At 70.3% G+C, this 23505-nt stretch carries 20 protein-coding genes; 7 read left to right on the top strand and 13 right to left on the bottom strand.

All coding sequences use genetic code 11. The features are described 5' to 3' along the window. The first annotated feature begins 2 nt into the window (after window positions 1–2). Window positions 3–1283 carry an MFS transporter gene (locus GA0070216_RS18325; RefSeq protein WP_245722574.1) on the top strand — a complete coding sequence of 427 codons (1281 nt, stop codon included), beginning with the start codon at window positions 3–5 and terminating at the stop codon, window positions 1281–1283. 219 nt (window positions 1284–1502) lie between these two features. Here GA0070216_RS18325 and GA0070216_RS18320 read toward each other — a convergent pair whose 3' ends face one another. From GA0070216_RS18320 to GA0070216_RS18295, 7 genes are read right to left on the bottom strand one after another with little or no spacing between them, the layout of a single operon-like run. After that, entirely contained in the window at window positions 1503–2432 is a 930-nt protein-coding gene (locus GA0070216_RS18320; RefSeq protein ID WP_245722573.1) for an LnmK family bifunctional acyltransferase/decarboxylase, read from the bottom strand. Continuing rightward, complete coding sequence (locus GA0070216_RS18315; protein WP_245722572.1) at window positions 2432–2956, bottom strand: aminotransferase class I/II-fold pyridoxal phosphate-dependent enzyme; 525 nt, start codon at window positions 2954–2956, stop codon at window positions 2432–2434. The genes GA0070216_RS18320 and GA0070216_RS18315 overlap by 1 nt, the downstream gene beginning before the upstream one ends. Continuing rightward, complete coding sequence (locus tag GA0070216_RS35570) at window positions 2949–3176, bottom strand: acyl carrier protein (protein WP_245722571.1); 228 nt, start codon at window positions 3174–3176, stop codon at window positions 2949–2951. Before GA0070216_RS35570 ends, GA0070216_RS18315 begins: the two co-directional genes overlap by 8 nt. Beyond that, complete coding sequence (gene dmpG / locus GA0070216_RS18310; RefSeq protein ID WP_091247361.1) at window positions 3169–4233, bottom strand: 4-hydroxy-2-oxovalerate aldolase; 1065 nt, start codon at window positions 4231–4233, stop codon at window positions 3169–3171. Before dmpG ends, GA0070216_RS35570 begins: the two co-directional genes overlap by 8 nt. Then, entirely contained in the window at window positions 4230–5129 is a 900-nt protein-coding gene (locus tag GA0070216_RS18305) for an acetaldehyde dehydrogenase (acetylating) (protein WP_091247360.1), read from the bottom strand. Before GA0070216_RS18305 ends, dmpG begins: the two co-directional genes overlap by 4 nt. 31 nt (window positions 5130–5160) lie before the next feature. Beyond that, entirely contained in the window at window positions 5161–5976 is an 816-nt protein-coding gene (locus GA0070216_RS18300) for a 2-keto-4-pentenoate hydratase (RefSeq protein ID WP_245722570.1), read from the bottom strand. Next, window positions 5973–6959: a class I SAM-dependent methyltransferase gene (locus GA0070216_RS18295; RefSeq protein WP_141723132.1), complete on the bottom strand. Its 987-nt coding sequence runs from the start codon at window positions 6957–6959 to the stop codon at window positions 5973–5975. Before GA0070216_RS18295 ends, GA0070216_RS18300 begins: the two co-directional genes overlap by 4 nt. A gap of 688 nt (window positions 6960–7647) precedes the next feature. Here GA0070216_RS18295 and GA0070216_RS18290 point away from each other — a divergent pair. Then, window positions 7648–8250, top strand: coding sequence for a response regulator transcription factor (locus GA0070216_RS18290; protein WP_091247358.1), 603 nt, complete (start codon window positions 7648–7650; stop codon window positions 8248–8250). Beyond that, entirely contained in the window at window positions 8247–8885 is a 639-nt protein-coding gene (locus GA0070216_RS18285) for a helix-turn-helix transcriptional regulator (RefSeq protein WP_245722569.1), read from the top strand. The genes GA0070216_RS18290 and GA0070216_RS18285 overlap by 4 nt, the downstream gene beginning before the upstream one ends. A gap of 95 nt (window positions 8886–8980) precedes the next feature. On the opposite strand, the gene GA0070216_RS18280 is transcribed toward GA0070216_RS18285, so the two are convergent. The 3 genes from GA0070216_RS18280 to GA0070216_RS18270 form a co-directional block, all read right to left on the bottom strand. Then, entirely contained in the window at window positions 8981–9700 is a 720-nt protein-coding gene (locus tag GA0070216_RS18280) for a thioesterase II family protein (RefSeq protein WP_176739028.1), read from the bottom strand. A gap of 420 nt (window positions 9701–10120) precedes the next feature. After that, a complete protein-coding gene (locus GA0070216_RS18275; protein ID WP_176739031.1) occupies window positions 10121–11044 on the bottom strand; it encodes a TauD/TfdA family dioxygenase in 924 nt (307 codons plus the stop codon). Between the two features lie 59 nt (window positions 11045–11103). Then, entirely contained in the window at window positions 11104–13059 is a 1956-nt protein-coding gene (locus GA0070216_RS18270; protein WP_141723131.1) for a condensation domain-containing protein, read from the bottom strand. A gap of 194 nt (window positions 13060–13253) precedes the next feature. On the opposite strand from GA0070216_RS18270, the gene GA0070216_RS18265 reads away from it, so the two are divergent. After that, complete coding sequence (locus tag GA0070216_RS18265) at window positions 13254–14723, top strand: AMP-binding protein (protein ID WP_091247352.1); 1470 nt, start codon at window positions 13254–13256, stop codon at window positions 14721–14723. 16 nt (window positions 14724–14739) lie between these two features. On the opposite strand, the gene GA0070216_RS18260 is transcribed toward GA0070216_RS18265, so the two are convergent. Both GA0070216_RS18260 and GA0070216_RS18255 read right to left on the bottom strand, forming a co-directional pair. Continuing rightward, window positions 14740–17601, bottom strand: a complete 2862-nt coding sequence (locus tag GA0070216_RS18260) for an AfsR/SARP family transcriptional regulator (RefSeq protein WP_176739027.1) — start codon at window positions 17599–17601, stop codon at window positions 14740–14742. 865 nt (window positions 17602–18466) lie between these two features. Beyond that, window positions 18467–18775 (bottom strand): phosphopantetheine-binding protein, encoded by a 309-nt coding sequence (locus tag GA0070216_RS18255; RefSeq protein ID WP_091247348.1) that lies wholly within the window; start codon window positions 18773–18775, stop codon window positions 18467–18469. Window positions 18776–19016: 241 nt separating this feature from the next. On the opposite strand from GA0070216_RS18255, the gene GA0070216_RS18250 reads away from it, so the two are divergent. Next, complete coding sequence (locus GA0070216_RS18250; protein WP_091247345.1) at window positions 19017–19574, top strand: acyl carrier protein; 558 nt, start codon at window positions 19017–19019, stop codon at window positions 19572–19574. Between the two features lie 110 nt (window positions 19575–19684). On the opposite strand, the gene GA0070216_RS36620 is transcribed toward GA0070216_RS18250, so the two are convergent. Beyond that, window positions 19685–20260 (bottom strand): hypothetical protein, encoded by a 576-nt coding sequence (locus GA0070216_RS36620; protein ID WP_425413164.1) that lies wholly within the window; start codon window positions 20258–20260, stop codon window positions 19685–19687. A 399-nt stretch (window positions 20261–20659) separates the two neighbouring features. Here GA0070216_RS36620 and GA0070216_RS18235 point away from each other — a divergent pair, with 399 nt between their 5' ends. Together GA0070216_RS18235 and GA0070216_RS18230 are read left to right on the top strand one after the other, a co-directional pair. Continuing rightward, a complete protein-coding gene (locus GA0070216_RS18235; RefSeq protein WP_176739025.1) occupies window positions 20660–22669 on the top strand; it encodes a putative bifunctional diguanylate cyclase/phosphodiesterase in 2010 nt (669 codons plus the stop codon). A 26-nt stretch (window positions 22670–22695) separates the two neighbouring features. After that, complete coding sequence (locus tag GA0070216_RS18230) at window positions 22696–23403, top strand: VOC family protein (protein WP_091247337.1); 708 nt, start codon at window positions 22696–22698, stop codon at window positions 23401–23403. The last annotated feature ends 102 nt before the right edge of the window (window positions 23404–23505 follow it).

Below are 23505 nucleotides of genomic sequence, written 5' to 3'. Positions count from 1 at the left end.
GGGTGCGCACCGTGCCACCGCCCGGGCCTGCGCCCGCCCGACGGGCACTCGCGGCGGTGTACGTCGCTGGCAGCGGCTCCGCCTTCGGCAGCCAGATGACGATGCTCGCCCTGCCGTGGCTGGTCCTGGAGAGCACCGATTCGGCGCCGCGGGCAGGTCTGGTCTTCGCCGTGTCGGTGTTGCCCATGGCGTTGCTCGGATTCGCCGGCGGCGAGGTGATCCAACGCTTCGGCGCCCGCCGGACCATGGTGGTCGCCGACTTCGCGCAGGCCGTGGCCATCGCGGCGATACCGGTGCTGGCCGCGCTGGACCTACTCAGCTTCCCCCTGATCCTGGCGGTGGTGGCGGTGATCGGCGTGCTCGGGGTGCCCTATTTCGCCGCACAGCGCGACCTGGCCACCGAGCTCGTCGGTCCGGACCCGAAGGCACTGATGCGGGCGAACAGTGTGCTGGAAGGGTGCTTCAACGTCGCCGCGCTCGCCGGTCCGGCCGTGGCGGGTGTGCTGATCGCGACGCTCGGTGCGGAGCAGGTGCTGTGGTTCGACGCCGCGACCTACGCGTTGTCCGGCCTGCTGCTGTGGTGGTTCGTCCCCCGCACGCCGCGCACGGAACTGCCGCCTCCTGCCCGGCAGGAGCAGCAGAGCGCGACCCACACGGGAGTCCTGGCCGGGGTCCGCGCGGTGCTCGGGGACGACTTCCTCCGACGGGTGATGGTCTCGACCGTCAGCTTCGGTTTCCTCATGCGGGTCCTGATGCTCGCGTTGCCGCTGCTGGCGTTCGACCGCTTCGGCGGCGATGCGAAGGTCGGTGGGCTGCTGCTCTCGGGCTTCGGTGCCGGTGCCATCGCCGGGGCGGCGGTCAGCTACCTGATCGGCAGCCGGTTGTCCCCGATGCTGGTCTTCGGCCTGGCCGCCTTCCAACTCGTCCTTCCCTGGTGGGTGCTGCTGTTCGACGTGCCGGTGCCGGTCCTGGTCGGCGCGCTCGCGGTGTCCGGTGCGGCGCTGCCGTTGTCCAACGCGCCGTTCTTCAGCATCCTGGCCACCCGGTTCGCGGCCGACATCCGGGCGAAGGTGATCCAGGCGGTCATGACCATCAGCAACATCGCCGGCCCGTTGGGCTTCGTGGCCGGCGGGATGGCGATCGGCCGCTTCGGGGTGACGGCGACGCTGCTCGTCCTCGCGGTCCTGTCCACCCTCGCGGCGGTCAACCTCGTGGTGGCACTGCGGCGGTTCGGTCCGGCGACGCTGACCAGCGAACAGCCGGTGGCGACAGCGGCACGATAGCCCGCTTCGGGCCCGGTGACCGAGCCGGAACGGTGCGATCCGGTGCGGGCCGTCCGGCTGGACGGTCCGCACCCACCCGTGCGGTCGCCCGGGATGTCGCGACCGCACGGTGCGCTACGTCAGCCACGACAGCACGGGTACGGTCGCCGGTTCGCGACCGTACCCGTGCGATGATGCCGTGCCGTGCCGTGCCGTGCCGTGCCGGACCGACACCGCCTCCTATGCCGGCGTCGACGGCGTCTCCGTCTCGATCGCCGCGACCGCCAGCAGCCGACCGGTGGTGGACTCGCGGAGTTCCAGGTCGGCGATCTCGGACAGCGGGTCGGCGACGTTCTGCCATCTCCGCGCGGTGATGGTGAAGAGCGAGCCCAGGTCGGCGTTGCCGAAGAAGCCCACCTTCTGATCGATCACCCGCCGCTGGAGGAACTGCCGTTCGCTGCGGCCGAGCCCGCGCCACAGTCGCAGCAGCGCCGTGTCGAAGATCGAGAAGTACGAGGCGAAGTAGACCAGCCCGGCGCCGTTGATGTCCCGCACGGCGTCCAGCGCGTACGTGAAGGACCGTTCCTCCCCGGCGACCGTGAATCCGGGCGGCCCCGGAACGCAGAAGCTGCCCGCATGACGGGCGCGGCCGACGAGCGTACGCGGTGAGAACCGGTTGGGAAGTCGCGGCAGGTCGGCGTACGCGAAATCGTGGGGGACCGTTTCGGTGAGGACCCGGTTGCTGTCCGGACGGCCACGGGCGATCCACCGGTTGAGCGTCTCCGCGTACATGCACTCCGGGTCCGGCGTCTCGTAGACCTCCGCCGGATCGAGGACCGCGGTGCCGAGGCCGGAACCGGCGGGGGCGAGCCGGTGCAACGTGAGAACCGAGCCGCCGCCGAACTGGAAGACCCTCGACGTCACGTCGAGCTCGTCGCCGAAGGTCAAGCCGTGCGGGTGGACGACCTTCCCGCCGCGCACCCGGTAGTAGTAGAACGACAGGTAGGTCGGCTGGCCCTCGGCGGTACGGGCGGCGTGCACGTTGGTGCCGCAGGCCTCGGCCACCGACTCCCACGTCCAGTCGCCGATCCGCCCGAAGATCAGTGAGCCACCGCTGCACATCCCCGGCGCGACGACCACCTTCCGGGAAGGGGCTGTGTTCTCCGGCATCATCCCACCGCTCCAGTCGTGAGCAATTGCGGTGCCCCGCGGTTGCGCCGCCGGCGTACCGCGAGGTAGCCGACCCGGCGCCCCGCCAGGCCGTACGCCTTCGAGAAGGTGCGCAGGACCACCAGGTTCGGGTACTCGTCGCACAGGGCGAGGCCGCCGGTTCCGACGGGCTCGTCGACGTACTCGAAGTACGCCTCGTCGAGGGCGACCAGGCAGGTCGGCGGGGTGCGGTCGAGGAACGCGCGTCGTTCGTCCGGGCCGACCAGAGTGCCGGTGGGGTTGCGGGGATGACCAATGACGACCAGCCGGGTGGCGGTGAGGCGGTCGGGCTCCACACCCTGCCGGTGTGCGCGCGCCAGGATCAGGTCGGCACAGGCCGGGTCGGGATAGCGGTTGACGATCCGGCCGCTCGCCGCGACCGTGGCGAGGATCCCGGGTGACGGATCGTGTGGTGACTCGTTGCCCGACAGGGCCCGCGTGACGGCGTGCGACGGTCCGGCGGTCGGTCCCGCGCCCTCAGGCACGACAGCGCTCCGCGACCAGATCGGCGATGTCGCCGACGGTCGCGAGTTCCAGCAGTTCGTAGTCGGAGACCTGGATGTCCAGCCGCTGGCTGAGCAGGGCCGACAACTCGACCACGGTGAGGGAGTCGAGGCCCACCTCGGCGCGATCGGCCGTGGCGACGACGTCCTCGGTCCGCATCTGCAGATCCTCGACCAGAATGGCCTTGAGTTGGTCAAACATGGCTCGCCGTCCGTTCGTCCCGCCCCGTGGACCCGGCCCGCAACGTGAGCGTCACGTCCTCGATCAGGTCCTCCTGCCCGGCCACCGCCTGCAGGCGGCCCAGTTCGAAGAAGACGTCGCGTGGATCGACTCCCTCGCGGGCGGCGACGTCCAGCACCCGGTTCCTGAATCCGGAGAACACCCCGGCGAGACCACTCACCACGCCGATCGAGTCGATGGTGGGCGGCGCGGGCATCAGTTCCCGCTCGGCGATGTCCGCCGCGTCCAGCAGCCGGTAGAAGTCGATGCCGGTGTCGTAGCCGAGTCGTTCGAGCACGGGCACGAGGACTTCCAGCTGCGTGTTGCCGGCCCCCGCGCCGAACCCCCGGGCGCACGCGTCCAGGATGGTGGCGCCCGCTTCGGCGGCGGCTATCGAGTTCGCCACCGCCATACCGAGGTTGTTGTGCCCGTGGAACATCACCGGCACGTCGACGGCGGACCGGATGGCCGCGATGCGTGTGGTCACGTCCGTCGGCAGGTAGTAGCCGGAGGAGTCGAGGATGCCCACTCCGGTCGCGCCGAACCCGACGAGCTGCGCACACTCCTCGGCCAGCCGCTCGGGAGTCGCCATGTGGCTCATCAGCAGCACGCCATGGGCGTCGACGCCCGCATCGCGCAGCAGCCCCAGGTGCCGCTCGGCCAGGTTGCCCTCGGTGCAGTGGGTGCCGATCCGGACCAGGTCGACGTCGTGCGCGACGGCCTGCCGGATGTCCTCGGTCGTGCCCCACCCCGGCAGCATGAACACACCGAGCTTGCTGGTGGACAACGCGTCCCGGACCACCGAGAGCATCGCCGCGTCGCTGAGCAGGGCGCGGCCGGCCTGGAGGGACGAGGCGCCCAGGCCGTTGCCGTGCCCCACCTCGACGACGGGTATCCCGGCCGCGTCGGCGGCCTCGGCGTACGCCCGCAGTTGCTCGCGCCCGAGCTGGTGGCGGACGGCGTGGTGCCCGTCGCGCAACGTCGGGTCGTGGATCAGGATCGGTCGTCCCGGCGGACCCGCCGCGGCCTGCTGGCTCATGATGCCACCTCCATGACCTCGGTCGGTCGGCGTTGCACCGCACAGCGTTCGGCGACCCGGATCGCTGCGGAGTTGATGATGTCGAGGTTGCCCGCGTAGGCGGGTATCTGGTCGCCGGTGGAGGTCACCTCCACGGCGATGAATGCCCTGCTGTCGTCCTCCACGACGCAACTCGTCACGGTGTAACCGGTGGCGAAGGCACGGACGTCGGCGGCGGCCTCCGCCACGAGGGGGCGTACCGAATCGGAGGTCAGCCCCTCGCCGATCAGGGAGATGGCCACCCGGAAGGTCGCCGGAGGACGGGCGGGGCTGATGTTGAGGATGGCCTTGACGTCCCCGACGCCGGTGAACTCGCGGAGCGCGTCCTGGGTGGTCTCCACGTACTCGTCGAGGTTCAGCCTGGTCCCGCGGCCGACGCTGAGCGTGGCGGCGGTCGCGACCACCTCGACGTAGTCGATGTGGTGGGTCCGTGCCACCGCCCGTACGATCGGCACCGACGCCTGTCCGCCGCAGCTCACCATGTTGAGGTCGCGGTGGCCGGTGACGTCCGCGCCGTTCACGGTGGGGACGACCATGCGTCCGATCCGGCTCGGCGTCAGGTCGACAAGCAGCGTGCCGAGCGGTGCCAGCGCCTCGGCGTGTTCGGCGTGCGAGCCGGCGTCGGTGGCGTCGAAGACCACGTCGAGCGGTTCGTCGAGGTCGGCGAGTGCGGGTAGGCCCCGGCTCGTGACCGGCAGGCCCAGCCGGGCGGCCCGCTTGAGCCCCGGGCTCTCGGCCGTCCGGCCGGCGACGAGGTGGAGGGCCAGCGCGGCGGACCGCTCGACCTTCATCGCCAGGTCGACGCCGATGAGCCCGGCGCCGAGCACCCCAACTGACAGCCGTCGTTCTGGTTTCATCGAGGGGATCGCCTTCCTATCCGGGTCGTGACTACTCATGCGCCACGTGCAGACTGACCGCACCCAGATGATCGAATTCGGCGGTGTAGGTGTCGCCTGGACGCAACGGGACCGCGGCGTGCAGGGCACCGGTCATGATCAGTTGCCCGGCCTCCAGCGTGACGCCGTTCTCGCCAAGCAGGTTCGCCAGCAACGCCACCACCGCCACCGGGTCGCCCAGGGCGTCGGAACCCCGGCCGGACGCGACCAGCTCCCCGTTGCGACGGAAGGCCATGCGCACGAGCCGGTAGTCCAGGTCCGGGCGGGCCCGGATCGGGCGTCCCAGCACGGCGGCGCCGTTCGAGGCGAGGTCGGCGATCGTGTCGCCCAGCCGGATACGCCAATCGGTGATCCGGGAGTCGACCACCTCCAGACCGGCGACGACCTCTCCGATCGCCGCGCGGGCCTGCTCCACGGTGACGCCGGGACCGGCCAACGGGCTCGCCAGCCGAAAGACGATCTCGGCTTCCACCTTCGGCGAGATGAAGTCGTCACGGGCGACACGGGTACCGTCCGGACGGACGGTCGAGGCGAACACCGGGCCGTAGTCCGGGGCGTCGACCCCGAACATCTCCTGCATCGCGGCGGAGGTGAGCCCCGCCTTGTAACCGATCACCCGCTCGCCGTCGGAGACCAGCAGGTCGGTCAGCCGACGCTGGACGGCGTATCCGCCCACCGCGTCGAGCGTGGGACGGGCATCGGTGAACGGTGCGATCGGTACGCGTCTCCGCCGCGCCTGGTACAGGGCCATGGCCATCTGCTCGGTGTCGTGTTCCGCCAGGGCGGGTGATCCCTCGATCCCGCTCATCGGGTGGCCACGAAGAGGCGGCTGCCGGGCATCGGCAGTGGGGTGCTCGTCACGTCGGAGAAGCCGGCCTGCCGGAAAAGCTCGCACCACTGCTCCTCGGCCGGTAGCCGCACGCCCATCGAACTCTCGTGGAGGTAGCTGAACAGGGCACTGAAGGCACGCTCACCCGGAGTGTTCACGTACGGCACCGCGTCGGTGACCACCAGGCAACCGCCGTCGGAGAGCTGCTCCCGGCACGTCCGCAGGACACCCGCGAAGACCTCGGGAGTCTGGGCGACGTCGTGCATGACGAAGCCGGCGTGGACGATGTCCGCGCCGGCGAGCGGACCGGGGTCGTTGACGAGTGTCTCGACGGACCGGTTGACCACCGTGAGACGATCGTCCACCTGGGCGCGGCGACCGGCGTGCTCGGCCTCCGCGCACGCCCCCGAGCTGAGGTCCAGGGCCACGGCGGTGCTGTTGGGCAGCTCGGTCAGGAGCCGGATCAGCAGCGCACCCGCGCCGGCACCGAGATCGACGATGCGTCGGGGCTTGCGGTGGATGATCTCCGACAAGACCCCGGGATAGAAGCCGCGCGAGCCGATCCAGCGGGACGAGACCGCCACCCGTCGGCCGTCGCGCTGGTGTTGCCCGCCGGCCGCTTCCGGCTCGCGCAGGAACTGCACGGCGTGATCGATGTACGGCCGGTTCGCGTTGAGCGACCAGGAGAGGTAGCCCGCCTCGTACCTGCGGGCCGCGAACTCGGCGCAGGGCGCGAACAGCCCGGTCCCGGCGTCGTGCTCGAGCAGACCGGCGGCGACCGTGGCGCGCAGGAAGGGCAGGATGCGCGCTTCGGCGACGTCGGCCGCGGTAGTCGCCTCGGCCAGCGTGAACGGCATCCCACGATCGAGAAGCGGGGAGAGCCCCAGATTCTCGGCGATCTCCAGAAGAGTGGCGTTCGCAGCAAGATCCGCAGCGATCCCACTGACATCAGAACTGATCACTTGTGCACCCCACGTCCCGCCGGTTCGGCGATTGTCCGGTAACGGCCCTTGCTGTTCTCGCTCCGCTTCCGTCCACACAGGAAGCCGGGTCCTGCGGGTGGGGTCGAGCCGCGGAGCTTCGGCCCGCCCCCTCGTTTCCCGAGGTGACCGGCGGGCGGGACGCGGTCAGGCAGGGGGGCTCGGACACGCTGTCAGAGTGGATGCGAGCCCTGCCGAGCCGTTCATCAGCCGCTCCTTCGGTCACGGCGGCGATCCGCCTTTCCGGCACGGATCTGCAACGGTTGTCAATGTTCCACGGGAGCCCTGTCGACTGCAGAGAAGAAACGGCAGACCTGTGAGAGGCGTCGGTCGTCGTTACTTCCGGTCGCCTGCGCCCGTTCGTCGGTCGGGTCGCGGGCAGGGAGTCGCCCGGCGGACCGGTCGGCCGCAGGATGGTGGGCGCGACCCGGCCGACCACCCTGGGACGAACTGCGGCCACCGGGCCGGCTGCCGACCGGGCCGGCCGGTCGGCACAGGGCGCGACGACCGGCGCGACCCGACGATAGAAAGTCGATAGTCCACTATCGGCAGCCGCCGCCGGCTGACAGCACGCCGACAGTGACCAGTTAGCTCGTCGCGGAACCGTACGCCCAGGAGATTCCGGACGCCACGCCACGCCACGCCGCGGCGCGGCGACGAAGGAGGCGTGATGGGCGAACCGATGTGGGTCAACGTCGTGGCGACCGACCCCGTGCTGGAGGCGGGCGTGACGAGCGCGCTGCTCGGGTGTCCGGACATCGCCGTGGTGACGACGCGGGAGAGGGCCGTGGTCACGGTCCTGGTCGTCGACCATCTGGGCCGGGAGGCGCTGGACGCGGTGCGGTCGGTGCGTGCCGGGGCGGACCGGCCGGAGGTGGTGCTCGTCGTGCCCGAGGTGGAGCCGGCCGAGGCGCTGTGGGCCATCGCGGCCGGTGCCCGCGGCCTGCTCCGGCGCCGCGAGGCGACCGCGGACCGACTCACCCGTACGGTGCTGGCCGCCGGTGAGGGGGACTGCACGGTCTCGCCGGACATGCTCGACCGGTTGCTCGCCGCGCCGACCGTTCCCGCCGGGACCCTCGCGTCGAACATCAGCGACCGCGAGCGCGCGGTGCTGCGGCTGCTCGCCGACGGACGGGAGACCGGCGAGATCGCGCAGGAGCTGTGCTACTCGACCCGTACCGTGACGAGTGTCGTGCACGACATCACGCGGCGGTTCCGGCTGCGCAACCGGGCCCACGCGGTGGCCTTCGCCCTACGGGCCGGCATGTTGTGAACGGCGAACAGGAGGGGCGCACGGCGTTCCCGACCGCACACCTGGTAGCCCCGGACGCGGCCATCCGGGCCGAGGTGCTGGCCGTCCTGCGGCAGGCTGGCGTTACGTCGGTGCCCGAGCCGCACGGATCACCGGACACCGTCGTCGTCACCGCGGTCGCGGCGGTGAGTGAGGCGCTCGTGGCATGCCCGCCGCAGCCGTGGTCCGGGCCGCGGAGGACGCTGGTGATCGCGGACCGCTTCTCGCCGACGGACGTGGCACGGGTACTACGTTCGGGGATCCTGGTGATGCTCCGGTTCACCGACGCCACACCGAGCCGACTGGCCGCCGCGTTGCAGGCTGCCCGGGACGGCGAGGTGCGGTTGCCGCACGAGGTGCTGGTAGGGGTGCTCGGTGGCGCCGGTACGCCGGACCCGGCCGGGACGTCCCGGGTGGCCGGCCGGTCACCGCTGACGCCCCGGCAGACGAGGGTGCTCGCGTTGATGGCCGAGGGCCAGGACAACGCGACGATCGCCCGGTCGCTGCTGTGTTCCAACCACACGGTGAAGAACGTCATCTACGACATGATGGGGCGACTGCAGGTACGCAACCGCGCCCACGCCGTGGCCTGCGGGGTAGCGGCCGGGCTGATCTGAGCCGGTCGTCCGCGGCAGGCCACCGGTGGGGCGCGACGACCGGGTGGGGGAGGGCCGACGGTGCCCGTCGCCCGGGTCGGTCCGGTCGGCCGCCGTCACCCCTCGGCCGACCGCCGGCGGTCATCGGCCGTCGCCCGCTCGCTGATGACCCGCAACAGGTCGGCCGGCTCGGTCGCATAGCTCAACCTGGATCCGTGCAACTGCACCAGTTCGGTGTCCCCGTACGCCGACCAGCCGGCCAGCGCCTCCGGTGCGATGTCCTGGTCGAGCCACCGAATCGCGGTCAACGGGCAGCGTAGCGGCGTCGGGCGGGGTATCCGGTAGGCCCGCAACGTGGCCAGTTCGGCCCGGAGTGCACGCACGCCGGTCGCGACGACCCACGGCATCGGGTTGCCGCCCATGGCCATCGTGGTCGCCAGCACGCGTTCGGTCAGTTCGTCGTCGGTCGGTTCGGTGTGCGCTGCGCCGGCATATCGCCTGAGATAGTGGGGTGCGGGACAACCTGACACGAACAAGCGCAGGGGCGCCGGCGCGCCCCGCCGGTTCAACTCGACCGCGACCTGGTAGCCGAGCAGCGCGGCGCTCTCGTGGCCGAACAACGCGAACCTCTCGATCCCCCGGCGCATCAGGTCGGCCACGAGTTCCGCGGCCCGCTCCGGCAGCCCCGCCGGTGCCGGTGGGGCCGGGCCCGCCGAGGCCGTCGCCACCGCTTCGCCGCCCGGGCCGCCCATCGTCGGCGTGCGGACGACACACCACGGGCCGACGGTGGCGGGCCACCTGTCGAACTGGAGGTCGCCGTTGCCTGCGCTGGGCATGCAGATCAGCGTCGTGGTGTCGGCGTGCGGCGTATCGGTCCGTGGGTTCCACCATGAGGCCATGAGGAAGGTCGCCTTCGTTGACGGAGAGTGGGCATTTCTTGCTCGATCGTCGTTCCAGGCACCTCCATGTCACTATCACCGGCAGGGCGTGTCCCGGCCGGCGGGTAAAGCAACATGATGGGGAGCCGAAAACGGCCGGCAATAGCTTCGTTCTGTCGGCGGCCGCCGGCACGATAGTCGAAGCAGGAAAGGGGTACCGAGTTGCGAGCGTCACTGATTCCCGGTTCGCACCCGATCACGATGCCGTCGACCTCGGTGGTCGCCGTCCCCGGCGATACTCCGTGGGGCTGAAGAGTCGCTTCCCCGGTAGGTCGCGGAGGGCCACCACGGAGGTGACCCTCCGCGACCTACCGGGTGCTACGCGCCCGGCAACGGCTCGGCCATCGCCACGGCGATTCTGCGTGGTCCGGTGAACGGCTCACGGCCGTGAGCGGACAGCATATTGTCGACGATCAGCACGTCGTCCCGCTGCCAGTCGAATCGTCGCTGGGCGGCGCGGTAACAGTCGCGCAGGTGCGCCACGATCTCGTCGGGTACCGGCGCGCCGTCTCCGTAGTACGTGTTGGTGGGCAGGTCCGCCTCGTCGAACATCTCCCGCAAGCCCTCGCAGTCCTCTTCGGGCAGCGTGGTCACGTGGAAGAACGTGAGGTGATTGAACCAGACGGACTCGCCGGTCACCGGGTGCTGATGCACCGCCTGTCGGCGGGCCGTCGTGCGCAGGCCGGTGCGCCCGATCCACGTGACCTCCACACCGCTGCGCGCACAGTAGCGTTCGACCTCGGCCCGGTCGGTGGTGCCGAACGCCTGCTGCCACGGCACGCCGAAGCCCTCGGTGAAATTGCGGACCACGGTCCAGCCGCGCCGGGTGAATTCCTCCCGTACGCTCGGGTCGATCGACCGTAGAACCCGACGGGTGTCGGCGAGCGGAGTGGCACCCCGCGTGTCGGGCGGGGTGATGCAGTAGAAGAACAACGTCAACGGCCAGGTCGCCTGGTACGAGTTCTCGTTGTGTAGGAAGATCTCCTCGGTCGGCGGGTAGTCCGTCGACGTGTAGACCTGGCCCGCGATGGTGCTGCGCGGTGACGACCGCTCAGCGTAGGACAGCGGTGCACCGGACATCGCCCGGACAACTCCTTCGAAGCCGCTGACGTCGCCGATGTCGAAGCCGCGCAGCAGGACCGCGCCGTGGGTGCGCAGCTGCCGACGGACCGAATCCCGGACCCTGGCGAGATAGCTCGCAGTCGGCTCGCCGGCGGTGGGCGCGGTCAGCACGGCGGGCAGCGCCGACTCGTCGGCTGTCGTCGTGGGAACGGGGCGTGGGGATGTGATCTTGCTGGTGGTCAACTGTCGACTCCCTCTCGGCCGGATCCCTGACAACACACGTCGATCCACGCCGCCGGGTCGTCGGGGTCACCCGGGATGCGCTCGCAGATGACGTAGTGCTGTGGTGCCATTGCCGTCGGATACGCCTTCAGCGCCGCCATGCAGGCGGCATGGGCCTGTCCGGGTGTGCCTACGGCCCCGGTCCGTGCCAGATGAGCGGCCAGCGGTACGCCGTGCACGGCGGTGAAGACCCTGGCACCGGTGGACGCCAGCGCGTCGTCGAGCAGCCGTTGCACCTCGGCCACCTCGACCCAGCAGCCGTCCACGAACAGCCAGCCGGGGCCCCGCTCCACCGGGCTGAGCGGGATCGAGCCGCGGATCCCCCGGGCGTCGAGGTCACCGGATGCCGCCGCGATCAGCAGGTTCTCGACCGCCAGGAGCAGCGATTCGGCCTCGTCGTCGCAGATGCGGTCGGTGTCGCTGCTCCAACAGCCCAGACGCAGCTCTCCGTCGGTCCCGTAGAGATCGAACCGGATCAGCGTGGTCCCGATCGGCATCGATTGCCGCCGGACCTGCGTCGCGCACCGCGCGGCCTCCAGTTCACCCGGCGTGGGTACCGGTGCCGTGGCCCTGCCGGTCGCCGGACCCGACTCGATGACGAGGTTGTTGAACAACGGTTCGCAGTCGAACACGATGCCGCGCTGGTGTTCGACGCGGCCCGCGACGGCACGCTGCCTGTCCACGTCGTAGCGTCCGTGCCTGCTCGCGGCGACCACTGCGGTCCACGCCTGCCGGACCAGCCGGTCGAAGGTGGTGTCACCGATGGTGAGCGTGATCAACGCGAGCTGCGCGAGGCTGCCGACGTGGTGCCTGAGGTACGGCTCGAAGCGGTTGGCGGACAGGGTGGGGAGCACGAGATCCCGGGTGCCGGTCCGGTGCGAGAGCACTGCGCCGATCGCCGCCAGCACGACGCTGGCGCGGCTCGTCCTGGTGCGTGCCGTCACCGCCCGTAACGCCATGCCGGCCGCGGTGGAGGTCAGCTCGACGGCTACCGATCCGGGGTCGTTCGTGCCCCGCAGGGGCGGCTCGTTGCTGGCTGTGCGTCGCGGGACCGGGTACAGGCACTGTGGCATGCGGGACAACCGGTCGCCCCAGTAACCCAGCACCGATTCCTCGTGCCGCAGTGCCTTGGGTGTGCGTTCCAGGGCGACCAGGTCCAACGGCTGGATCGGAGGTCCGCCCGCCGGCGGTGCGGTGCGACCCCGGATCAGGTCCGCGAACTCCCGCTTGACTATCTCCATCGCCTGGTAGTCGACAGCGAGGTGGGAGCAGCCGAGCACCGCGGCCTGCACCACCGGGGCGGAGCTGGTGGACGCGTCACCCGGCAGCACCGCGAGGGCGGCCCGGACCGGCAACTCGCCGATGCGGTAGGCGCCCGCGGCACGCAGCCGCCGGGTGAGGTCCCTGGACAGGCCGGCCCGGTCGACGAGTTGCGGTTCCGCGGCCTCGATCGCGTAGACCTCCACGACAAGGTCACCGGTGGCGTGCACGATCTGCCGTGGCGTGACGCCGTCGACGTACGTCGTACGCAGTCCCTCGTGTCGTCCGATCAGGACCGCAAGTGCCTCGGCGACATCGTCGACCACGGCTGCGGCAGGAACGTCGAGTTCCCCCGCGACGGCCGCGAAAAACTGCTCCGACTCGCCGCGCAGCCACTGCAGGATGTTGTACTGGCCGATGTTGAGCGGCCCCTCGGCCGATCGCGTCCCGCTGAACCGCACGGTCACCGATGGTCGTGGGACCAGGCCCACCGACCGCCCCCGGCGGAGGAGACCGCGGGTACGGGTTGCCTGGCGGGTCGGCATCGTCCGACTGCTCGACGCGGCACTGTCGACGTGCCCTGGTGAGACCATGTGCGCCACATTATTGAGCCGCCCGTGCCGGGCAGTAGGGAAGGACCGGCAGCGACTCACGGGTCGGATCGTGTGCGTTGTTCTGCCTGTTGTTCCCTGCGGCTGCCCGGGCCCTACCGGACATCATCGTCAGGCGTCCATCAGGTGTGCGCCCCGAGGGCTGCCATGCGGGCCCGCGTTCCGGCCGGCAGGCCTGTCCGGCCGGTCGTCGACCGCCGGATGGATGACGACGCACTCGATCGTGGGAGGCCCGAATGAGCGTATCGATCCGCCAGCGGATCACCGATATCGCGGCGACGTCCAGCGACCAGCCCGCGGTCGTCGGTTTCGATGAGAACTGCGTCGAGCAGGTACTGACGTGGCGGGAACTGGCCGAGCGGAGCGGCCGGCGGGCGGCCGCACTCGTGGCCGCCGCCGCCCGGCGCACCGACCCGGAAGTGGTCGCGGTGGAGGCGAACAACACGATCCAGACGGTGGTCGACATCGTGGCCGTCCTCTCTGCGGAGCTGCCGCTGCTGCCGCTGAACCCGGCCTCGCCCGGGCCCGAGCGGGACAAGCTGCTCACCTTCATCCGCCGGACGTTCGGCCGGGCTCGGCTCATCGATGCCGATGCCGATGCCGATGCCGACGCCGATGCCGACGCGGATCGGCCGGGGTGGTCGTCGGCGTCGCCGGCCAGCCGGATCGGCTATCTGCTGCCGACCGGCGGCAGTTCCGGCCACCCGAAGATCGCGATCCGCCCCGGGCCGCTCACCTACGATCCGCACCAGGTGCCGTTGCCGTTGCGCCGCCGCGCGGGCTGGCGATCCGGTCAGCGGCAACTGATCCTCGGCCCCCTGCACCACGCGGCCCCGTTCACCACGCTGCTGGACGGGCTCCTCGACGGCAACACCACCATTCTGCCGCCGTACTTCCTGCCGGCCTGGACGGTGGAGCTGGTCGAGCGCCACGCAGTGGAGTGGATCCAGCTCACCCCGGCGCACATGCGCACCATCCTGCTGCTTCTCCAGCCCGACCCGGCGTCCTTCGCCAGCGTCCGCACGGTGATGCACACGGCCGCATCGTGCGACTCGTTCACCAAGCAGCGGTGGATCGAGCTGGTCGGGCCACAGCATCTGTACGAGGTGTACAGCTCGACCGAGAACATCGGCGGCACCCTGGTGCGCGGGGACGAGTGGCTACAGCGACCCGGGACGGTGGGTCGCGGGTTCTTCACGAAGATCAGCATCAGGGACGACGCCGGGAACCGGCTCGGCCCGGGACAGACCGGCAAGGTGTTCATGCGCGCCGGTCGGGTCTCCAGAGGAGACGCATACCTGGGCAGCCAACTGCTGGAGACGACAACCGACGGTTTCGCCAGCGTCGGCGACTTCGGTTGGCTCGACGAGGACGGCTACCTGTTCCTCGCCCCCCGGCGGCACGACGTGATCAACGTGGGCGGCGAGAAGGTCTATCCCAACGAGGTCGAGGCCCAGTTGCTGGAGCACCCCGCAGTGCTGGACGCCGTGGTGGTGGCAGCCGAGGAGCAGGTGCTCGGGTCCACTGTCGGCGCCTATGTCGTCCGCAGGCCGGGAGCCTCGGTCAGCAGCGGTGAGCTCATGGCGCACTGCCGGGCCGGTCTGGTCAACTACAAGGTGCCGACCCGGGTGACGTTCGTCGACCAGGTACCACGCTCGTCCGCCGGGAAGCTCGAACGTTGGCGGCTGGCCGGCCAACGGGGTTGAGCTCGCGGCCCGGTTCTCACCTCCCTGCCGTCGGCTCGTTGCCACCCCGCGCAGGTAGCCTGCCGGCAGCCTGACGCAACGCACCCAGCTCTTCGATGGAACGCGAGTGCCACGGGGTGTTCTCCTGCATGGCGAATGCGTTCGCGGCCTGCACGAAGAACTGTTCCGCGGTGTCGAACTCACCCCGGCCCAGGTATACCCGACCGAGCCCGAACAGGGCGTGCGCGTGCACGTTCCGCTCGTGCGTCACCCGGCAGAGCTCGACCGCCTCACTGAAGTGGATCTCGGCCGCGGTGAACTCGTTCTGCTCCAACATGGCCGTGCCGAGGCCGTTGAGGGCGTAGGACTGGCCGACACGGTCGTCCTGCGCCCGGGCCAGATCCAGCGCCGACTGGAAGACGGCCTTGGCAGTCGAGGACTGACCGGAGTCGGCGAAGACCTCACCGAGCCGGTACAGCGCCTGTGCCTGAAGACGCCGGTTACCGAGCTGCTCGCCCAGGGCGAGCGACTCCTTCGCCAGCGTCTCAGCCCGTTCCGGGGAACCGAGATCCAGCTGGCAGCGCGCGAGTCCACTCAGGACGTGTGCCTGTGCGCCAAGGTCGCCCACCTTTCGGAACTTCTCCAGGGCCTGCTCGTAACGCCGCACCGCCCGGGCGGGCCGCCCCTGGATCCGGTCCAGGTGAGCAAGGTTGCGCAGCGTCAGGGCCGAGCCGGCCTCGTCGCCTGCCGCATCGAACAACTCCATGGCGTGCAGCAGGTTCTCGCCGTCGTCCTCGGCGTGTTGGGCGACGCCCAGCGAACCGAGCGACGCCAGCATGGCGGCTTCGCCCCGGCGGTTACCGGCCCTGCTGGTGGCCTCCAGCGCGATGGTGTGCGTCGTACGCCACTCGGCGAACAGGCCGCGTCTCTCGTACATGGTGACCGACACGATGGCCAGCTCCCAGCACAGCTCGTCCAACTCCAGTTCCGCCGCCTGCCGGATCGCCACCTCCAGCGTGATGCGCTCCTCGTCGAACCAGGCCGTCGGATCGCTGAGGAACCTGTCGAACTCGGCGCGTGCGCCGGCCCACCGGGGCGCCGTCCCGTGCAGCACCGCGAAACGCCCCCCGTAGATCCGTTGATGAGCCTCCTCGGCCAGGGCGAGCAGGGCACCCATCGACCGCGTGACCGCCTCCGTGCATACCCTCTGGTCGCCATGCGTCAGCCGGAGCTCGGTCGCGAACACCCGTACCAGCTCGTGGAACCGGTAGCGGGGTTGACTGGTGAGCGCGGAGAGGTGGGCCTCCAACAGCCGGACGTCCGCCAGCTCGTCGAGCAGTGCCGCCGCCTGTCTCGTTTCGCAGTCCAGCAGGGCCGCCGCGGTCCACGCGCTGAACTCGTGTATCTCCAGGGAGCTGAGGAGCCAGAACAGGGTCTGCGCCGGTGCGGTGAGTGACTCGTACACGTCAGCGAGCAGCGACCGGACCGCGACATCGCCGTGCGAGAGCTCGTCCAGCCGAGACCGCTCGTCGCGTAGCCGGTCCACCAGCGTGCCCACCGCCCAGTGCGGGTGCGCAGCCAGTCGCACCGCGGCGATCCGCACCGCCAGGGGCAGGCCGCCGCACATCCGGGTCAGCTCCACTGCGGCGTCGGGTGCCGCAGCGACCCGCTGCTCCCCGCAGATCCGACCGAGCAGGGTCAGGCTCTCGTCGGCCGACATCATGTCGACATCGACGGCGTGGGCACCCGGGATGCCGGCGAGCCTGCGGCGGCTGGTGATCAACACCGCCGGGCCGGGCACGCCCGGGAGCAGGTCGGCGATCTGCTCCTCGTTACCGACATCGTCGAGCACGATCAGTAGCCGTCGGGCCGCCAGTTGGCTGCGGAGCAGATTGATCCGCTGCCTGAGCGCGACCGGAATCGCCGACGGGGCAACGCCGAGTCCGTGCAGGAGGTCGCTGAGCACCGCGTCGGTCGAACGTGGCTGCGCGGTGCTCCCGTACAGGCAGGCGTAGAGGCTGCCGTTGACGAACTTGCCGCGCAACAGGTGGGCGACGTGCAGGGCCAGCGAGGTCTTGCCGCAGCCCGGTGCGCCAGTGGTGACCGCGATCGGTACCTGCGTGGTGTCTTCGCTGGTCAGGGTGGCGGTCAGCGCGTCGATCAGCGCGGCATGGCCGACGAAGTCCGGCAGATCGGCGGGCAACTCCTGCGGCCGGTGCACGCTGGTGGCCGTCCCCGCGCCGCCGTCGTCCACGTCGCCGCTGATGCTGCTGTCCTGGCTGAGGATCGCGCGTTCCAGCGTGCGCAGGTACTGGCTCGGTTCGATGCCCAGTTCGCCCACGAGGTTGGTGCGGGCCGTGCGGTACGTCGCCAGCGCTTCAGCCTGTCGTCCCGAACGATAGAGGGCGAGCATCCGGAACCCCCACAGGCGTTCCCGCAGGGGATACTCCGTGGTCAACGCGACCAGTTCCTCGACCAGCTCGCGGTGACCGCCCAGGCGCAGACGGATCTCGGCGCGGTCCTCCAGCGCCATGATCCGTCGCTCCTCCAGACGGTGGGCGGCGACCTCCGCGGCCCGGCCGGGCACTCCGCCCAACGCCGGGCCGGACCAGATGCCGATCGCACGGTCCAGGTATGCCAGCGCCTCGTCCAGCTGTCCCTTGGCCGCGGCGGACCGGCCCTGGGCGAGGGCGTCGTCGAACATGAGGTGGTCGAGCTGCTCGCGGGCCACCCGGATGGAGTACCCGAGCGAGTTGGTGTCGATGCTCTCCGGACTGCCGAGAGCCCGGCGCAGCGCGGAGATGCAGATCTGGATCTGACCACGCGCGCTGGGCGGCGGGGAAGCGTCCCATACGGCACCGATCAGCTTCTCGACGGTCACGACATGGTTGGCGGCCATCAGCAAATTGGCCAGCACTATACGCTGTCGCGGTGAGGTTATCGGCACGGGGGAACCATCGACCACGGCTTCCAATGTTCCAAGAACCCGGAACTCGATTCGTACCATGTTGGTAGCATACGGGATCTTGCGAACGACGGACGTCAATCCCATTTTGCTTGGCCGTCGTTCGGGTGGCAAGCGGGCGGACTCGAGTGGGGGCGCCGGCTTGCCTGTCGGGCCATAGCCTCAGTTCGTCAGGTAATAGCGTGTCGACACATAAATACCATTATTGCCACGGCATGCGGGCGAAATCTCGTGATAATGCATCGAATGCTTTCCTGTCGATCGATGTCGTGAGATTCCGGCATGATCGTTTTGTCCGCCGAGGTGCGGGTCGGGTGTCCTGCGTCGCGGGTGAGCGGGCTCCTCCCGGGCGGACCGGCCTGCTGTTCATCGCCGACGCGCGGCACACCCGCACCGCCCACGCCGAGCAGGTCGCCACCCGTGAAGACCTGCCACCAGGCCCCGCACCGGCACCGGCACCGGACCCGCCGTCCTGGCCACCCTGCGCCACACCTCGATCGGCTACCACCACACCAACGGTGGCGGTCAACATCGCCCGCCCCATCCGACGCGCCAACCGCCGCCCACACCACCTCATTACCGCCGTGAACAGCACCTGTCCGACAACGCGGTGACCCTGGTCCAGGCGCAGCCGGCGACGGTGGTGACCGACCGACCGGCGGGCACGCCGCCGCCGGCGCCCGGGAGAAACCGGGCGTCAGGCGTACCCGCCGCGCATTCCCGTACGCGCTCACAGGCGTGCCGTTCGGGCTGCGGAGCAGTGCTTCTTCGGCCCCCGGCGTCCCACCGGGCCGGCCGCTCACCTGCGCGTGATGCGGCTGTTCTGGTCGGAGACGGGATAGTCGGGCAGCGCCGAGGCCAGGGTCGCGACGGTCGGCCAGTCGAACAGGGCTCGTTCCGGCAGTTGCCGGCTCAGAGCGACGCACAACCTGGCCACGGCCTGCGTCGCCAGCACCGAATGACCTCCGAGGTCGAAGAAGTTGTCGTGCCGTCCGACCTCGTCGAGGTTCAGTACCTCGGTCCACACCTCGGCGATGGTCCGCTCCGTAGCGGTGCTCGGCACGTCCTCCTCGACGAGCGATGACTGTGCGTGGCTGATTTCGTTCATCGTGCACCACCCCCTGGGCCGACGACAATGTGACGTCGAATAGCGATCGGCCACCGACTCGCCACCCGTCGGCGTGAATTGTGGTCATATTCGAGAGCAGTGGGCAAGAGGGAGCGGGAAGAAGCAACGGCGGTCGGCCCCTTCCGGAATTTCTGCCGATCCGTCTCTGCAACCACTCGGGCTTCCGTGACACATTGGCGACTGTTGTCGATCCGTGCGACGGCTCGGACTGCCGCCGTTGATGAAGGAGCGGTTGATGGTTGGCTTGGCAGAGCTCACATCCACCCTGCGGGGGCATTCGGCCGTGCGTCACGCTCAGGTGACGGCGATACGCCACGACGATCGGGACGTCACGATCGGCGTGGTCGAGTTCTCCCAGTACGTGAGTGGGCCGGAGCTTCGGAGCTATGTGTGGGACCGGCTCGGTGCGGACTGCGGATTGGACGGCGTGTTACTCGTCGACGCCATGCCGCTCACCGGTGACGCGCTCGACATCGAGTACGTCCGGTCCGCCGTCATCGCCGGCACGTGCACCCTGTTCGAAGGGCCGGTCGATCATGTCGAGGAGCGACTCCTGTCGATCTGGGGCAGCGCCATGAACCTGAGGTGGGTCGGCGTGCACGACGACTTCCTGGACCTCGGCGGCGACTCGATGGTGGCGGTCGAGATCCTCTCGAAAATCGAGGACGAGTTCGGCGAAGCGCTCGACGTCTACGACTTCATGAGCACCTACAGCATCCGTGGCGTCGCCGGCCTGCTGCGTGGCCCACGGGTACTGCAACAGACAGTGAACGGGTGAGGCGTTCGGGATCGGCGATCGGCGGTTCCAGGAGCGTGCTGGGCTGATCGTTCATGGGCGCACACCGAGGCCACCCGCGCCCTGTCCGGCTTGCCGGCCCGGCCTACGGATCAGAAGGTTAGGGGTTCGAGTCCCTTCGGGTGCACCAACTTGACCAGGGGAGTCAGCCGGATGGCTATCTCTCCTGGGGTCGTGTGAGTCACGTCTGTGGCACACGTTTCGGGACTCCGGCGGTGCGAGGTCGTGACCGACGCCGCGCCGTCTACGTCAGGGTGTTGGACGGCCTGGTCCCGTCGGCGTGGCACCACGTCGAGCGGCACGCGAACAGTCCGATCGAGGCTGATCACCGCCAGCTCAAGCACCGGCTCAGACCGATGCGCGGACTTCGTTCCGACCGCACCGCCCAGACGATCATCGCCGGCCATGCCTTCGTGTAGAACCTCCGACGCGGGCACTACGAACGCGCCACTGACGTCTGGCCCTCGCTGCGGGTGGCCACCGTGTTCACCGAACTCGCCCGAGCGATCTGACCAATACCGCTGACGCGGCTCGGCGTGCCCACCGATCCGCCAACGCAACAGCGCCCGTTCGAGGACCCTGTCCAGGTTGCCTGCGGCGACGCCGTCGCCGGTGCCCGCGAACGCGATGGTGAGCCGGACGCGGACCAGCCAGGGGGTCCAGACCACCACCCAATCCTCACGGTTGCGCTGCTGGAAGGCGCGGAACGCCCGCTCCTGCGCGAGCCAACCGTCGGACGTGCCATCGGCCGACCACCATGGGGTGCCCCCTCATGATCACCGGCACGGTACGGCACCGACCAGCGGCACGGTCACGCGACCGTCCGTCCAACGCCGACTCCGGGACCGGCTCGGTCAACTGCGGCAACAGCCCGCCCTCACCGGTCAGCTTCAACCCGTCACCACGAGCCCGATCGACCAGCATCGCGACCGGTCCCGCCGCTCTCGCCGCCGACGCCCTGAGCGGACCGTCCGGACGGCCGCTAGACTGCCCGTCGCGACAGGATGACCGTCTGTCAGCCGTGGCCGTGCTGCGCCCTGCTCGGCGAAGGGAAGTGGTGGCCCCAGGTGAGCACGCTGCCGGGACTCGCGGCGGACACCGCCTCCACCGCCTTGGCGATAATGGCCCCGGACGGCCGCTTTCTCTGGTGCAACCCGGCCGGTCACCGGTTGGGTGTCGGGCTGGCAGAGTTGCCGCTGGGGCAGATCGGGCCCGACGGGCCCGCGGTGGACCACCCGGTGCGAGGTGCCGACGGGGCCACCAGGTGGTTACGGGTGCGATGTCACGGCATGGAGCACGAGGGGCAACCGCTGCGCCTGTACGAGCTGCGTGACGTCAGCGCCGAGCGGCAGGAACGCGACCGTGGGCGCAACTACCGGTGGCGGCTGGCCCACCTCGAGCAACTCGCCAAGGTGGGCACCTGGGAGTGGAACGTACTGACCGGTGAGGTCGTCTGGAGCGACGTGCTGCTGCAGATGTTCGGTCTGGCTGCTGATGCGCACCTCGACTACGACTCCTACCGGCAGATGTTGTACCCGGACGACGTCGCGGTGATCGAAGGGACGTTGGAGGAGGCCCTACGCGACGGCGGCTCGTTCTCCTACACGCATCGGATGTACCTCGCCGACGGCGTGACACTGCGCGTCTTCGAGTGCTACGGCGAGGTCTTCCCCGATGCCGCTGGGGCGCCGGCGCGCGTCCTGGGCACCGCCCACGACATCACCGCGATGCGGCGGGTGCAGGACGAGCTGACCAAGCTGGCCGAACGCGACCCGCTGACCGATCTGCCGAACCGCCGTGCCCTGCTGTCCCGCCTCGACGACCTGATCGCCGAGCTGCGGGAACGGTCCGCGGCGTTGCTGCTGATCGACATCGACAACTTCAAGGACATCAACGACGTGCACGGGCACGCGGTCGGCGACGACGTGCTGCGCGTCCTGGCGCGGCGGCTGCTGCATGAGCTGCCCGACGGCACGGTGCTGGGCCGCCTGGGCGGCGACGAGTTCGCGGTCGTCCTGCCGGGGGCGTACGCCGAGGACGCCCTCGCCGTCGCCGAGGGGCTCTGCGACGCCAGTGTCCGCACGCCCGTGCCGTTGGCCGGCACCGGACTGCGGGTGACCCTGAGCATCGGTGCCGCCTCGCTGGAACCGGGCGACACCCGCGACGCCGTGCTCGCCCACGCCGACCTCGCCCTGTACGAGGCGAAGAACGCCGGCCGCAACCGGGCCAGGCTCTACCTGCCGGAGCAGTACCGGCACGCCGTGCAGCGCGTCAACGTGGTGACCCGGGTCCGCAAGGCCCTCGACGAGAACCGGATGCGGTTGGACGCCCAGCCGATCATCGACCTGTCGACCGGGGAAGTGGTCAGCCGCGAGCTGCTCATCCGGCTGCGGGACGGCGGCGAGCCCAGCCTGTCACCGGCGGAGTTCCTGCCGACGGTGGAACGTGACGACCTCATCGGTGAGCTCGACCGGTGGGTGGTGTCCACCGCCACGGAGGCGCTGGCCCACCCCAAGGCCATGACGGCGGGAATGTGCTTCGACGTCAACATCTCGGCTCGTTCCCTGGAATCGCCGGGCTTCGGTGACTGGGTGGTGCGCACCCTGCGCGCGGCCGGTATCGACGCGAGCCGGCTCGGCCTGGAGATCACCGAGACCGCGGCGATCACCAATGTCGCCGCGGTGCGGCACCTCGCCAGCACCCTGCGCGACGCCGGTTGCCGGCTGAGCCTGGACGACTTCGGCGCCGGGTTCGGCTCGTTCGCCTATCTCAAGCACCTGCCCTTCAGCACGGTCAAGATCGCGGGCGACTTCGTCCGCCAGGCGGATCACGGCGGCGCCGATCCCGTGCTCATCGACGCGGTCGTCCGCGCCGCGCACGGCCTGGGCATGCGAACCGTCGCCGAGTCGGTGGAGCGCGCCGCGCTGGTGCCGGCGCTGCGGATGCTGGGCGTGGACGCCGGCCAGGGCTACCACCTGGGCCGACCGGCCCCATTGGACGAACTACTCGGTCGAACGTTCGACTCGCGGCAGGGCGGCGGGGCGGCCGGGACAGTCGTGGGGCATCCTGAACCCTGATCAACCGTCCCGGTTTGGAGACTCAGGTGAACGCACCCCGGACAAGGCCGTTCCCCACCGGCGCCGAACTCGTCACGAGCGATCTCGACGCTGCCCGTAGCTTCTACCAGGACCTGTTGGGCTGGACGTACCAGGCCACCGCCGACGGCTGCACCGCGTCCGCCGACGGGGTTCCCGCCGCCGATCTGCGGTTCGGTCCTGCCCCGGCCCGCTGGTGGACTGTCTTCGGCGCCGCTGACGAGGCCACCGTCCGGGCCGCCGCCGGCGCGGCCGGCGCCCGGCTGACCGGCGACGAGGTGCACGACCCGCTGGGCGGGAGCTTCCGGCTGCGCACCGTACCGGCCCCGGTGCTCCCTGGCCTCGGTCGGCCCTGCTGGTACGAGTACATGACGACCGACCCGGCCGGAGCGGACCGGTTCCACACCGCCGCCCTGGGCCTGCGGTCCAGCGTGCCACCCGGCGCCCCCGACGACTCGTACGCCCTGCTCGTCGGCGACGTCGCGCCGGTCGCCGGCCGGCTCGCCACGCCTCCGCCGCTGGATACCCTGCTGCCCGCCGGCTGGATGGTCTATCTGGCCGTGGCGGACCCGGACGACGTCGCCGAGCGGGCCCAGCGCGGCGGTGGCCGACTGCTGGTGCCGCCGCGCGACGTGGTGACCGGTCGGGTCTGCGCGCTCGCCGACCCGGCGGGAGCCGTCTTCACCGTCATTCGACCGGCCCGCACCGGTAGCTGACTGCCAGGCGTCTCTCCCGCAGGTCGTCGTCACCCTGTCGTCCCGAGACCGACACCGAGGCACGGCGGGACCCGGCGTGCCACGCGTTCAGGGATACCCTCG

It is taken from the genome of Micromonospora matsumotoense, assembly GCF_900091525.1.
In the GTDB taxonomy this organism is placed as follows: Bacteria; Actinomycetota; Actinomycetes; order Mycobacteriales; family Micromonosporaceae; genus Micromonospora; species Micromonospora matsumotoensis.
The sequence above is the reverse complement of the archived record's forward strand: the minus strand, read 5'-3'. Positions and strand labels throughout refer to the sequence as shown.